Consider the following 13,173-nt stretch of genomic DNA (forward strand, 5'->3'; position numbering starts at 1 on the left):
GCCGAGCCCGCCATTGAATTTTGATGTCGGTATACAAGATTATTTTCTTATGGATGGAAATATTTAAGTAATATAATTTTGTTTTGAATTTTTAAACATGAAATTTCTATGTGGTTATCGATTAATTTATTGATTATATTTAGGCTCAGGACCTATTAAATAGCTTGCGGGGTTTCCTCGGTTCTGGTTCACTGGGATCGAACGGAGGGACCGCCATGAGTGATTTGATGTTTTTGTCAGACGCGCAAATGCGCCGTATCGAGCCTTATTTTCCGCTATCGCATGGCGTTCCGCGCGTGGATGACAGGCGTGTCTTGAGCGGCATCATCTTCGTTCTGCGCAATGGGTTGCGATGGCGTGACGCTCCCAAAGAGTATGGGCCGCACAAGACGATCTACAACCGCTTCATCCGGTGGAGCAGGCTCGGGGTGTTCAATCGCATACTGGCCGAACTGACAGCAAAGCGGGGCAAGCCTGAGCAATTGATGATCGACGCGACCCATTTGAAAGCCCATCGCACCGCAGCCAGCCTGCTAAAAAAGGGGATGTTCCCCGACGTATCGGACGCACCAAAGGCGGGTTGAACTCCAAGCTGCATGCTGTTTGCGATGGTCACGGTCGGCCACTGATCCTGCTTTTGAGCGAAGGGCAGATGAGCGACTACAAAGGTGCCGCGCGGATGCTGCATGCTTTTCCCAAGGCAAAGACGCTTCTTGCCGACAAGGGATATGACGCCGACTGGTTTCGAGACGCCTTGGCGCAACGCAAGATAACGGCCTGCATTCCATCACGGGCAAACCGCAAGGTGCCGATCCCGCACGATCCAGCGCTCTACAAAAAGCGGCACAAGATCGAAAACATGTTCGGCAGGCTCAAGGACTGGAGGCGAATTCACACCCGATACGACCGTTGCGCTCACACCTTCTTCTCAAGCATATGCATCGCGGCCGCCGTTATCTTCTGGCTCTGATTTAACGAGTCCTGAGCCTAAGAATGGAATAATTGACCCAACGAAATAAGCCATATACTAAAGAATAAAATCGAGCTTTATTTATAAAAGGACTGGTATATGAAAGGGAAATACATCGCATCGGAATACAAGAAAAACAACAAGACATAGCTCGAAACCACACAACAGGAGCAGATATGCGACCTCAGGAATCCCCTCATTCAAATGATCCCGAAAGTACGTTTGAGGATTTGATGGTCGCGGAAGAGCGTCTCGAACTGTAGGATGAGAGGGCGTAATCTTTCCTCGGGCATGTTGGGGATCAGTTGATAGTACATCACGCCCTGCCGGAAGAGTGAATGCACGCGTCGCGATGTCGTGCTCGTGCGCAGATGGCGGTCGTAGCCGATGGCCTCTCCGGCAGCGCCCAGCAGGGTTAGGAGCACAATGGCAAGAGCGGCGATCAACCACAGCCTGTCGCGCCGAGCGGGCGTGGAGACGCGGGTTGCCGACATGCCCATCCCGAACCGCCAATCCTTGGCATCGCGAAACGCGCATTCGATGCCCCAGCGCCGGGAGTAAAGATCAATGAGGATCTTTGCCGTCACCTTGGTCAGGCTGGTTGCGAGGCACCATGGCTCTTTCATGTCCTTGGCGTGGACGCACACGACCGCACCGACGGGGCATCCCTGCGCCGTGACTGTCGCCTCGCGCAGCAGCCTGGCACGTCCCGAGGGGCCGATCCACTCCTTCGCCGGACGGCTCTCACCGCCGGTCGTCACCTGGATGTTGCCGCGAAAGCGGATGACATAGTCGAAGTGCAGCTCGTCCTTTAGGACGCCGTAGAGCTTGGCGTCGCCAAAGCCGCGATCGGCGACGAGCAGCACCTTCACTTCTGTTGGCAACAGCTCGGCAAGCCGGGTCACGATCCAGTATTCATACTGATTGCGCCGCGCTTTCAGCTCCGCCTTGCGTACCGTCAACCACAGGAGTGGCGTCGCCCGGCCATGTTCGGTAAGCAGCGACAGCATCAGGGTCGAGTGCCCGTCGGCATCGAAGTCGGTCCAGTCCATGGCGACGACGATATCGGTGCGGCTACCAAGACAATAGTCGGCCCAGTCGGCCATCAGCGCGTCGACTTCGATCCCGTCGTTCGACAGCATCCGGTCGACCTGCTTGATCGCATGACGCGAGAGCCCTCCTTCGGCCAGCGCAAGACCGTGGCCAATCGCGCTCACCGCCAGCGACGACGCCTGCAGCGTGCCAACCGTCGCCTTCGCCAGCGACGTTACCCGCTTCGCGTGCAGGCCCTCGCCAAAAAGTTCGTCAACAAAGGAATGCACCGCTTCAGAAGAAAACTCCGCCTTGCCGTTCATCTGACTCTGCTCTCCGTTCGAACGGAAATGCAGAATCATCTTTCCCGCCCTACGTCATCTCAAAATGAGGGGATGCCTGAGATATGCGACATCATTTTCCGACCATTTCTGCAACTATTTCCAGAACCTCCAGGATGTCTTCATATCCATCAGCGACTGGAAATTGTCGGAAGCTTTTCTCTACCATGATACCGCTACCTGCCTGAACAAGCATCGGACCATCAGTGTTGGCACTATCGCCACAAGCGATCCAGGTCTTGCCTTGGACCCTCTCCATCACAGTTTTCAGCGCCTGGGCCTTGCTGAGATCCCTGAGAGTGAGATCAAGGAAGGCAGCAGTTGCGTCCACAATGAATTTTTGGCCGCTCTCCGACACCTGATTGTCCATCAGTTCACGAACCTGCTGATTTTCGGCTTCATCAACACCTTCTTTCCAGCCGACGGCATAACCAGCAGTCTTTTTGTTGAGGATAAAAGGATAACTCAAGCTGCTGATAAGGCTTTCCATCTGCTCGGTGAAATTGTGGACTTCAGCAGGGCTAGATGCCCGATGAATGACCCGGTCGTTGATCTTTATCATCATGCCCTTCTCGGTCACGAGATTGGGATGGTCTCCTACCCCAATCCTTTGAACGTAATCTTCAGCCTGCGCGGTAATAAGAAAAGTCTGATCGGGGATCCTTGCGAGAACTCTAAGGGCTCTCTGGCCAACATTTGCACCGGGTGGAGTTATGGTTCCATCGATATCAAGAGCAAAAGCCAGCTGTCAAAAACACCAAGTCAGTACGTATCTATAAGCATAATTTAATTCGAAATGATAAAATAAAACACCTTCTTGGCCTTCTGCGTAATCTCAGGCAAGTCCATGCCCAAGCAGCTTGTGAGAAGAGACGCCATATCAAAGAGTGTTTAAGATTGTATATGGGGCCGGATAATGGGAGTTGATGAGAAATAAGACGTGAATAACTCATTTTATAGACAGCTGGGTGCTCTTTTCTACGTGATTACATATGCGCTTACGTCATTTTATGACTTGGACATACGGTCCCAGCGAGAAATTTAGGTATAGCAATTTTTGAAAATTTCTGTTCTCGATAGCGTTTGATTGAAACATTAATTCATGTGGTACAGCTAAGTCGCAGGATGTTTTTGGAGTCATTTGCCTTGGTTGTTTGAATTGGAGGGTTTTTAAATCGCCTACATCCATACCATATAGCTTTGCAGATAAGATTTGCCAGCAAGTCTTATCGCGTGACGTAAAGGCTTACCATACAGACGTTCTAACATCGCTATAAATTCAGTTTACCGGTACAACCTTCTTATCATAAAAACCAAGCTATCATGGCTTCCGCAAGTTCATCGCCGGACACGGTTGATATTGTAGCAATGATCGGTCCTGAAACTACTACATTCATTTTTGACAACATCGAGAACGTATTCAACCGATATTTAAATCTTTATTTTTTCCTTCTCAATATTTAATTTTTGATGGCCTGTTTATGCAGATCAAGTTCGCCGTGAACTGGGAGCGTTTGAAGGAAAAGTTGAAGGAGAATAAGGAAGCACGCAAAGCAGCGAAGCGGATCAAGTCATCCCACATCGCTGATTTTTCCGGTGAAGGTCAAGATCTTGCGGACCATTTCAATGAGCAAAAAACTGCTTGGCCGATAGCCCGGTGGATTGCCCTCGGGCTTGAATCCAATCATGACGGTGCTAGAAAGAGGCATAATGATTTCAAAGACTCACCCCGGCTATCCTGTCATTGGAGATCTTGATAAGCTTGCGAGATTTTTCATTTGGTTCGCCTATGTCAAGACGTCGTTCGCCGATCGTGATTTCCTCGGTCTTGTGATTGATCGTATCACAGCCAAAATTAAAAACTAAATGTCTACAATTCAAATCGAAGCCTAGAATAAAATGCATTTGTCCAAGTCTGGGCTGGTTTTATATCATTTGTATTTGATGATTTTCAGTATGTTTGGGGATGTTGTATAAATTGCAAATTAATGTTGAGACAAGAATATTTATTTTATTGTACACGGTATCCGCATTTGAATGCATGTTTAAGCGTTTAGTAGACTATGGCGTCCGCTCTGTCGTTTGGCACGCTACGGTTCTGAAAATAGCTGTCGACGAGGTGCTCCCGCGGATCTTGCAGGCGGCGTTAATCCGAATTGTTACAATTGAAGTTCTGAAGTACCGCCTACTCATTTAAGGTTGGTTAGACTACATATCCTGCACTGCCGTATCGGCTTAAACAGATGAGAAGGTCGACGTTTTTAAATTAGGAAATACCAAACTCAATTTGCTATTTCCCCAAAATGCCTGACTTGACAGGATATATACCGATGTCAGATCCGTGCATCCGTGCATCCGTGCATCCGTGCATCCGTGCATCCGTGCATCCGTGCATCCGTGCATCCGTGCATCCGTGCATCCGTGCATCCGTGCATCCGTGCATCCGTGCATCCGTGCATCCGTGCATCCGTGCATCCCCAGAGGTATGGATTCTGATTGCCCGCATTCGCCTGATAACCCAGACACTTGCAAGGTATCGAGATCATAGACGACTTTTCGAGTCCGACTCTGACATCGGTTCGCCTGCCTGCCTTGCCGATCGCTTCGACCGACAGGCAGGCGAACCGATGTCAAATGAAACAAAATTGTAAAAGGAAATCTCTTGAATTAAGGATAAAAATCAATAAGATTATATTAATGATGCATAAATATCAATAGCGTTATTCGTATTGCAATCCAGTACGCCCTCTGAGATGGTGTCTGAGAGACAAATTGCTATATTTAATTCCACATATACTGTATTGTCTAGTTCGAATACGTCTACGTTTACGATTGCGACTGATCAATACATGCGCTGTGGCAACTTCGGTTAGCGAGATCCGCTATCGCTAAGTAGGCAAGGGGGCAAGCTTCTTCCTGGAAACACGTCGCTGATTGTGACGCCGTATGAGCAGGCACCTTTAAGCTGTAACCGCGGCGTACCGATTTAAGGGGCAGGCATTCCGAGGCGAAACTGGCTTTCGAGAAAACATTGTCATCATCGGAGAGCAATATGCTGAACAGTACCATCCCAGTAGCTTCATTACCGAGTATCGATCTTCTCTATGATTATGGATCGTTTTTGCGATTGAGGGATTGTGAAGGTCGTATTGGGAGCGTTGCCCAAAACAGCCGCCGTCCCCGAGTCGGCATTGTGGGCGCTGGCATCAGTGGCTTGGTGGCGGCGACTGAACTTTTGCGGGCCGGGGTAACAGATCTCGTGCTGTTTGAGGCGCGAGATCGCATGGGTGGAAGGGCTTGGTCACAAATCTTCGACCCGCTCGAACCGAATCTCATTGCCGAGATGGGTGCTATGCGCTTTCCTTCCAGCGCGACCTGTCTGTTTTATTATCTGGACAAATTCAGGATAGATACCGCAGCTTCATTTCCCGATCCGGGCATCGTGGATACTGAGATACATTACCGAGGTGAGCGTTACCTATGGCAGGCTGGCGGGCCTCCGCCGCCTTTGTTCAGGCGCGTTGATCAAGGATGGCAAGCTTTGATAAACGACGGTTACGTGCACGAAGGTATTCAACTGCTCGCGCCGGCTAAAATCACAAAGTTGCTTCGGTCGCGCCGCTTTGACGAGGCTCGTGAGGCTTGGCAGGCTTGGCTGGATTCGTTTCGCGACGCCTCCTTTTATTCAGCCTTGGTCGCCATCTTTACCGGGCCGCGGCCGCCAGGGCGCGTTCCCTGGAAAAGGCCAGAAGACTTTGAGCTTTTCGGATCTCTGGGGATTGGATCTGGAGGCTTTTTACCTGTGTACCAAGCCGCCTTTACCGAGATACTGCGTCTGGTGATCAACGGGTACGAGGACGACCAGCGCATGATTATTGGAGGGATTTCCCTTTTAGTGAAACGGTTTGCTGAACAGGAATTTCACGGTCTGAGTTTGCGGCAGCGTGTGCGCAACGGTCATGTCAGCGGTATCTCCAAACAGGGTGGCCAGATACTTGTGACATGCTCAGGAGGGCAGGTCGAGCCCTTTGACCGCGTCATCGTCACCACAAGCAATCGGACCATGGAACTGGCCCATCGTCTTACGACGGATGAAACATTTCTTAACAATGAGGTTTTGCGAGCGGTCAGACGGACCCACCTTACCGGATCTTCCAAGCTGTTTATGCTTACGGAAAACAAGTTCTGGTTAAAAGAGGGCTTGCCGACAACTATCCTGTCTGACGGCCTTGCTAGGGGGGTCTACTGCTTAGACTATCAGCCAGATAAACCTGATGGTAAGGGCGTGGTCCTGTTAAGCTACACATGGGAAGATGATGCAAACAAAATGCTTTCCATCCTGGACAAAAAAGAAAGGTGCCAGCGTCTAGTCGATGATCTGGCCACAGTTTGCGGTGATTTCGCCCGCCATTTAGTTCCGGCGAAAGGTGACTATGAACGTCACGTCCTGCAGCACGATTGGCTAATGGATCCCTATGCAGTAGGTGCTTTTAAGCTCAATTATCCTGGGGAAGACATCTTTTCACAGCGGCTATTTTTCCAATTTGCTACCGCAAAAAGACCGGAAGAAGACACGGGCCTTTATCTAGCAGGATGTGGATGCTCCTTTACCGGTGGCTGGGTTGAGGGCGCAGTACAAACGGGCTTGAATGCCGCGTGTGCTGTCATACGCAGCTGTGGCGGCCAACTCTTACAGGGGAACCCTATTGATGAGATGGATTCCGCTTATCGATATTGAGAACCGGTAGATTTATCTTCCTTTAAATAAGGCTACTTAAATGTTTGCAACGTCTAATATCGAGAAGATTTGCCATCAAATACACGCCAGGGAAACTTCGGTGTTGGAAATCAGAGAATCGACATTAGCAGCGATGCTGCGACACAGTCAGCTCAATTGTTTCATCCAAGAACGTGGCATTGAGCAATCTTTTACCAAGCCGGATGCGGCCTGTGTGGACGCTCCACTTTTTGGGATACCGGTCTCTTTCAAAGATAACATCTGTGTTGAAGGGCAACCGGTCACCGTCGGGACGTCAGCAATGGCGGCCTGCATCGCTCCGCGTGATGCTGAAATTGTCAGGCAGCTGAAAGCCTTGGGAGCGGTGGTCTCCGGCAAGAACAACATGCACGAGCTGAGTTTTGGTATCACGTCGGTAAATGCCCAATGGGGAACCGTAGGAAACCCGGCAGCGCCTGGCTATTGCGCTGGAGGTAGCAGTGGTGGGGGTGCCGCCGCTGTGGCTGCAGGAATTGTGTTGTTGGCAGTTGGTACCGATACTGGTGGTTCGGTAAGGATACCTGCATCTTTTTGCGGCATCACCGGTTTCAGGCCCACAAGCGGGAGATGGTCATCGTCCGGCATCATTCCGGTATCGAGAACCAAAGATTCGCCCGGTTTGCTGACTCGAAGTGCGGCAGATGCCCTTTTTGTCTATAGCCATCTCTCATCGGACGAACCGATGACGGCTCCTGATAAGTCGCCTTTGCGAATAGGCCTGCCGTCTTCACTATGGACCGGGCTCGACGCCGACGTCAAGTCGGTTTGCCGTGCAGCAATTGATAGCTTAAAGTCTGTCGAACATCAATGCCTGGAGGTAGACGATACCTCGATACTTGAACTGAGCCGGACGATCACCTTTACGGTCCCGCTCTACGAATTCTTCTTGGACTTCCCAAGGACATTAGTCTCGCTAGGTTGGGAAGAAAAAATTTCTGAGGTTTTCGAGGATATTCGCGACGAGAACGTTCGCGGTATAATTCATGCGCACTTGGGTGGTGGGCTAATTACGCCCGCGAATTATGCTGAGGCAATTTCCAATGTCGGACGATTGCGGCGGAAAATTAATGCGCTTTTTGACTTGGACGATATTGATCTGCTAGCTTATCCGACGGTCCCCCAAGCGGTACCGCTTGTTTCTGAGGCCGCGCACCCAGACATCTTTGCTGAGTGCATCAGAAACACCGACCTCGCCAGTAACGCGGCGCTTCCGTCGATTACTATCCCGGTTGCTCCTAAAGGCGCTCTCCCAGTAGGGTTAAGCTTTGATGCTGCATGTGGGAAAGATCGATACCTCTTGGAAGCTGCCACGGGTCTCGAGAAAGTGATAAGCTATAAGTAAGGCTTGAAGAATTAGAGCACATGCTGTGATCAATGAATCGATTGTGATGTGACGTCGCCGGCCTAAGCTGATTCAACATCCGCAACGGAGAGGTGGATGATGGGACAGGCCTTGAGCGATGATCTGCGAATACGAGTATTGAAAGCGTCGGCGTCGGGCATGTCGGCCCGACAGGCTGCGGCTCGTTTCGGCGTTGGAATTTCGACCGCGATCCGCTGGATCGCGAGAGCGCGACAGGGCGAGTTAAGGCCTCGGCCACAAGGCTGGCGACGACCATCGGCCGTTGATGCCCACGAGGAATTCGTGATCGCGTTGATCGATGACCGTAAGGATGTGACGCTCGATGAGATGGTTGGGCGCTTGTTCGCGGCGATGATCCTGTTGAGAAGTTCGCCCAGCACCAGCCGCTCAATCGCCAGAGCGAACGCTATGCCCGCTAGGGCGTCGACCTTGGCTTATCGACATTGGCCGACCAAGTCGGAGCATGTGCCGCGGCGCTGAAGCCCATCCATTCGTTGATCGAAGCACATGCTCTGGCTGCTGAGCGACTTCATGGCGACGACAGTGTGCTGCAGAGCACTCGGAAAGGATGGTCTATATGGCCTGACAATCTTTGTGCTTGAAGCTGCGATAATGATGAGGGTTGGCCCCTCGGGTTCGGCTTTCAGGAGCTGGGCTCAAACCACTCCAAGCGGCTGCGTTTAAGAGACGTGGTCGTGAGCGTTAAAGGTAAGTCTAGGGCAAACCCTGGACCGGTACGCATCCGAGAGACGAATGAAAATGAACCTTCCGATGAAGCGTCGTAACGTGGAACCTGTCGTCAAAACCAGAGGTGTGTCGTCTCTTTGGGATCAGCTTGTCAGATGCCTGGTAACCGGGCAAGCGGCGACCGGCGTTGAGGGGGCGTGAAGCGGATGCAGGCATTGTCGCGGAACTGCAGGAACCAGTCGCTCCGATGCAAAGGGAGAAGCACAAGCGGAGAAAACCGTGAGGCGAGAGTACCGATGCGGAGCACTGGGACGGACCGATCTGTAGTAGCGATGAAGGCTCGTAATGGAGCTGGAGCGAAGAGGTCGGATCAGGTGGGCGTATCATCAACACAACTGGCAACAGGAGGACGTTGATGGATACGCAAGGCAAACCGTTCAATATCAGTAAGCAGAAGGTGTACGAAGCTTATCTGCAGGTGCGATCCAACGGAGGCGCAGCTGGTGTGGATGGAGTAACGATTGAGCAGTTCGAGGCCGATCTGAAGGGGAATCTCTATAAGATCTGGAACAGGATGAGCTCAGGCACTTACTTTCCTCCGCCAGTTCGCGCCGTTTCCATTCCTAAGAAGAGTGGAGGCCAGCGGATCCTCGGGGTGCCAACAGTGGCAGATCGCGTGGCCCAAAGTGTGGTCAAGCAGATGATTGAGCCGGATCTAGATGCAATCTTTGTGGCAGATTCCTATGGCTATCGGCCCGAAACGTCGGCGCTGGATGCCATCGGCGTTACGCGCAAGCGGTGCTGGAAATATGATTGGGTCCTGGAATTCGATATCAAAGAACTGTTTGACAATATCGACCACGACCTTCTGCTACGGGCTGTACGCAAACACATAACGTGTGCCTGGGCGCTGCTCTACATCGAAAGATGGCTGACAGCACCAATGCGGAAGGAGGATGGGGCAACCGTCGAGCGAAACTGCGGCACGCCACAAGGCGGTGTCGTTAGCCCGATACTTGCCAACCTCTTCCTGCATTATGCATTCGACGTGTGGATGGGCAGACAGTTCCCTGACCTGCCATGGTGTCGTTACGCGGATGATGGACTGGTGCATTGCCGGAGCGAGAGTGAAGCGCGGATCGTCAGAGAAGCGCTTGCAGCTCGTCTTTTGGAATGTCGCTTGGAAATGCATCCCGCGAAAACGAAAATCGTCTACTGCAAAGATGATCGACGGAGGTGTCGGCACGAGACCGTCAAGTTCGACTTTCTCGGGTATTGCTTTCGTCCGCGATCCGTCCGGGGTCCAGTTACGCAGAAAACGTTCTGCGGATTTACCCCGGCCGTCAGCATATCATCGCTGAATTCGATGCGGGAGAGGATACGAAACCTGAAACTCCGCAAACGAACAGAGGTGACGTTTAGGATGACATTGCCCGCGAGATAAACCCGATCGTTCGGGGATGGATCGCATACTATGGGCAATACTGGCGCTCGGCACTTTATACGATGGCGAGATACATCAACGAAACGCTCTATGTTTGGTTTAAACGGAAATATAAGCCCTTTCGCAAACGCCTGGGGCAAGCGCGTCTCTTTGTTGCAAAGATTGCGCGTGAAAACCGGAAGCTGTTCGTACACTGGCGACTTGGTAATGGCATGGAGCTCGCTTGATGGGAGCCGGGTGAGGTGAGAGCCGTATGCATTCGCCGAGGACCGCAGGTTCAGCTTTTCTTTCGCGATCGGCGCTTCCACTTTGCAGCTAAAGCCTCGACGTTTTTGCGGAGATTGGCGGCGTCGACATCGCCAGGATCGTAGTGCGCATCGCTCCACCATTCCACAAGTTCGTGGTGACGCTCATGGTTGGTGTCCGTAATGGCCTCGCGGAACTCTTCATAACCCCACGGACCGCCGACATCCTCCGGTGGACATCGTCCGACAACGTCAAGCAGGAAGGGATCGTCGAAGCCGGCGGTCGCCGGTAAAACCTTTTCGATTTTCACGGTGTGCGTCCAGCCGTCGCCGAAGTCATAGAGATACTTGAATGATTTCGCGCCGATATCTTCGATGGCAGCAAGAAGCGTTTCCTTGCGTGCATCGATGGGACCATCAAAGCCGCCATCAGGCACGCCGAACCCGATGTCACGGATCCTGAACTCATACAGATGGCTGTTCGTCCAGCCGAAAGCCTCTTGAAGAACCTCATGAAGCCGGTCAAGCTGAATGCGGAATGGGACGACAACGCGCCGCATCACCAAGGGATCAACGTCATCGAGCGTGATCTTTAAGCGAACGAGAGGACCTGCCATCAGGCCGCCTGCCTCAGTGGCGATGTTGTGGTTTCCCGCCAATTCCAGGGGAGAAGCTCATCAAGACGGCTGACTGGATGGTTGGCGATGCGGGCAAGGACATCGGCAAGCCAGGCCTGTGGGTCAATGCGATTCATTTTCGCGGTGACGATCAGACTGTACATGCCCGCCGCCCGCTGGCCCCCTCGATCGGAACCGGCAAATAGCCAGGCTTTCCGTCCGAGTGCCACACCGCGCAGAGATCGCTCCGCACAATTGTTCGACAGGCAAATGCGCCCGTCGTCGAGGAAACGAATGAAGGATTCCCAGCGGTTCAGCATGTAGTCAAACGCCTTTGCCAAGTCATTGTCGCGCGACAACCTGGCGCGGTGTTCGCGTATCCATATCTCCATGTCGTCGATCAGCGGTTTTGACAACTGCTGGCGGATTGCTTTTCTCTCATCAGCCGTACGGCCATTGATATGGCGCTCGATTTCGAACAGTGCGTCGATCCGCTGCACCATGTTCAAGGCGACCGGCGAGATGACGGCGGCATTTTTACCCTGCGCTTTTCGGCGCGCGTTGGCCTCCAAATCGGCTTGCGCAAAGAATGGTCGCCTCGCATGCGCCCAACACGCCGCCTCATGAATCGGGCCCGGACTTCGATCAGGAAGATAGAGCTGGCCATAGCCCGTATAGGCGTCCGCCTGCAGAATGCCGCTATAATTGGCCAGATGCGCCTGCGGATGTTCGCCGGCCCGGTCCCGGGAATAATAGAACATCGCCGACGGAGGCGCCGTTCCGCCAAACGGAGCATCGTCCTTGACGTAGCTCCATATCCGACCGGTGACGGTCTTGCCGAGAGCGAGAACCGGCACGGTCGTGTCATCACCGTGGATCCGTTCCGACGCGAACGTATGGCTTTCAATCCGCCTCACAAGCGGGTCAAGGACCTGGCAGCACGCGCCAATCGCGTCTGCTGCTGTCGACAGACTGACTGGCACACCTTCCAGGGCAAAACGTTCGACCTGGCGATTGAGGGGAATGTGCTGGCCGAACTTGTCGCAGAGCATCATCGCCAAAAGGCTCGGACCCGCCCATCCTCTCGGTATGACATGGAAGGGTGCAGGTGCCTGGCTGATCTTCTCGCAGTCACGGCAGGTGAACTTTTCCCGCACCGTCTGAATGACCTTCCAGCTACGCGGTACGCTCTCCATCGTTTCGGTGATGTCTTCGCCGAGCTTGCGAAGCCGTTCACCGCCACAGCAGCTGCAGGCAACCGGACCAGGCACCACGACACGCTCACGCGGAAGATGTTCCGGGAAAGGCTTCTTGACGGGCCGCTTGCGCGTAAAGCCGGTGACCGCAATCGCAGCAGCTGCGGCAACGGCCATTTCGGCGGCAAGCTCATCTTCGGTCGCCGCCGCTTCGGCGTCCTCAAGCATCAGCTCCATCTGCGCGATCAGCCGCGCTGTCCGTTCCGACTTCTGACCGCGCAGTTCCCGTTGCAGCTTTTCGATATAGACTTTCTGGCGAAGAATGATGGCCTGATCGTCGGCCTCCTTGGCCTTGGCAACAGCCAATTCGGCCAAAGCAGTAGCCCGTTCCGACCGCGCAATCGCTAGCTCTGCTTCCAGGGCAGCATGATCACGGTGATTTCCCGAGCCGGTTTCCATGCTCGAAGTGAATCACATAACCACTGATTTGTATAGCTTTTT

General features: G+C 52.8%; 8 protein-coding genes and 3 pseudogenes. 7 read left to right on the top strand and 4 right to left on the bottom strand.

What is annotated here, in order from left to right:
* Positions 1–215: 215 nt before the first annotated feature.
* Positions 216–970, top strand: a protein-coding gene (locus PR018_RS25710) for an IS5 family transposase (protein WP_279621506.1) whose coding sequence is annotated in 2 segments (ribosomal slippage) — positions 216–549 and positions 549–970 — 756 coding nt in all. Because the reading frame shifts where the segments join, the coding sequence is not laid out codon by codon here.
* Between the two features lie 200 nt (positions 971–1,170).
* Here PR018_RS25710 and PR018_RS25715 read toward each other — a convergent pair.
* Positions 1,171–2,325, bottom strand: a complete 1,155-nt coding sequence (locus PR018_RS25715) for an IS4 family transposase (protein WP_142832625.1) — start codon at positions 2,323–2,325, stop codon at positions 1,171–1,173.
* Between the two features lie 91 nt (positions 2,326–2,416).
* Entirely contained in the window at positions 2,417–2,923 is a 507-nt protein-coding gene (locus PR018_RS25720; protein ID WP_142832611.1) for an HAD hydrolase family protein, read from the bottom strand.
* A 901-nt stretch (positions 2,924–3,824) separates the two neighbouring features.
* Between PR018_RS25720 and PR018_RS25725 the strand changes: the two genes are divergently transcribed.
* The 6 genes and pseudogenes from PR018_RS25725 (at position 3,825) to ltrA (ending at position 10,841) form a co-directional block, all read left to right on the top strand.
* Positions 3,825–4,100, top strand: a complete 276-nt coding sequence (locus PR018_RS25725; protein ID WP_142832610.1) for a hypothetical protein — start codon at positions 3,825–3,827, stop codon at positions 4,098–4,100.
* 1,295 nt (positions 4,101–5,395) lie between these two features.
* On the top strand, positions 5,396–7,081 hold the full coding sequence (locus PR018_RS25730; RefSeq protein WP_142832575.1) for an NAD(P)/FAD-dependent oxidoreductase: 1,686 nt from the start codon (positions 5,396–5,398) through the stop codon (positions 7,079–7,081).
* A 40-nt stretch (positions 7,082–7,121) separates the two neighbouring features.
* Positions 7,122–8,462 (top strand): amidase family protein, encoded by a 1,341-nt coding sequence (locus PR018_RS25735; RefSeq protein WP_142832576.1) that lies wholly within the window; start codon positions 7,122–7,124, stop codon positions 8,460–8,462.
* A 99-nt stretch (positions 8,463–8,561) separates the two neighbouring features.
* Positions 8,562–8,825: pseudogene (locus tag PR018_RS25740) on the top strand (helix-turn-helix domain-containing protein); the annotation flags it as partial.
* A 20-nt stretch (positions 8,826–8,845) separates the two neighbouring features.
* A pseudogene (locus PR018_RS25745) lies at positions 8,846–9,052 on the top strand (IS66 family transposase); the annotation flags it as partial.
* Positions 9,053–9,585: 533 nt separating this feature from the next.
* Positions 9,586–10,841, top strand: a pseudogene (gene ltrA / locus PR018_RS25750) (group II intron reverse transcriptase/maturase).
* A 50-nt stretch (positions 10,842–10,891) separates the two neighbouring features.
* On the opposite strand, the gene PR018_RS25755 reads toward ltrA, so the two are convergent.
* Together PR018_RS25755 and tnpC are read right to left on the bottom strand one after the other, a co-directional pair.
* Positions 10,892–11,476 (bottom strand): plasmid pRiA4b ORF-3 family protein, encoded by a 585-nt coding sequence (locus PR018_RS25755; protein WP_279621511.1) that lies wholly within the window; start codon positions 11,474–11,476, stop codon positions 10,892–10,894.
* Complete coding sequence (gene tnpC, locus PR018_RS25760) at positions 11,476–13,131, bottom strand: IS66 family transposase (protein WP_279621512.1); 1,656 nt, start codon at positions 13,129–13,131, stop codon at positions 11,476–11,478. The genes PR018_RS25755 and tnpC overlap by 1 nt, the downstream gene beginning before the upstream one ends.
* Between the last annotated feature and the right edge of the window lie 42 nt (positions 13,132–13,173).

Source organism: Rhizobium rhododendri (genome assembly GCF_007000325.2).
Taxonomy (GTDB): Bacteria; Pseudomonadota; Alphaproteobacteria; order Rhizobiales; family Rhizobiaceae; genus Rhizobium; species Rhizobium rhododendri.

Bases quoted from the DNA above. Each gene is read 5' to 3' on its own strand.
- PR018_RS25715 (WP_142832625.1), bottom strand. From the start codon at position 2,325: ATGAACGGCAAGGCGGAGTTTTCTTCTGAAGCGGTGCATTCCTTTGTT.
- PR018_RS25755 (WP_279621511.1), bottom strand. From the start codon at position 11,476: ATGGCAGGTCCTCTCGTTCGCTTAAAGATCACGCTCGATGACGTTGAT.
- PR018_RS25735 (WP_142832576.1), top strand. From the start codon at position 7,122: ATGTTTGCAACGTCTAATATCGAGAAGATTTGCCATCAAATACACGCC.
- PR018_RS25725 (WP_142832610.1), top strand. From the start codon at position 3,825: ATGCAGATCAAGTTCGCCGTGAACTGGGAGCGTTTGAAGGAAAAGTTG.
- tnpC (WP_279621512.1), bottom strand. From the start codon at position 13,131: ATGGAAACCGGCTCGGGAAATCACCGTGATCATGCTGCCCTGGAAGCA.
- PR018_RS25730 (WP_142832575.1), top strand. From the start codon at position 5,396: ATGCTGAACAGTACCATCCCAGTAGCTTCATTACCGAGTATCGATCTT.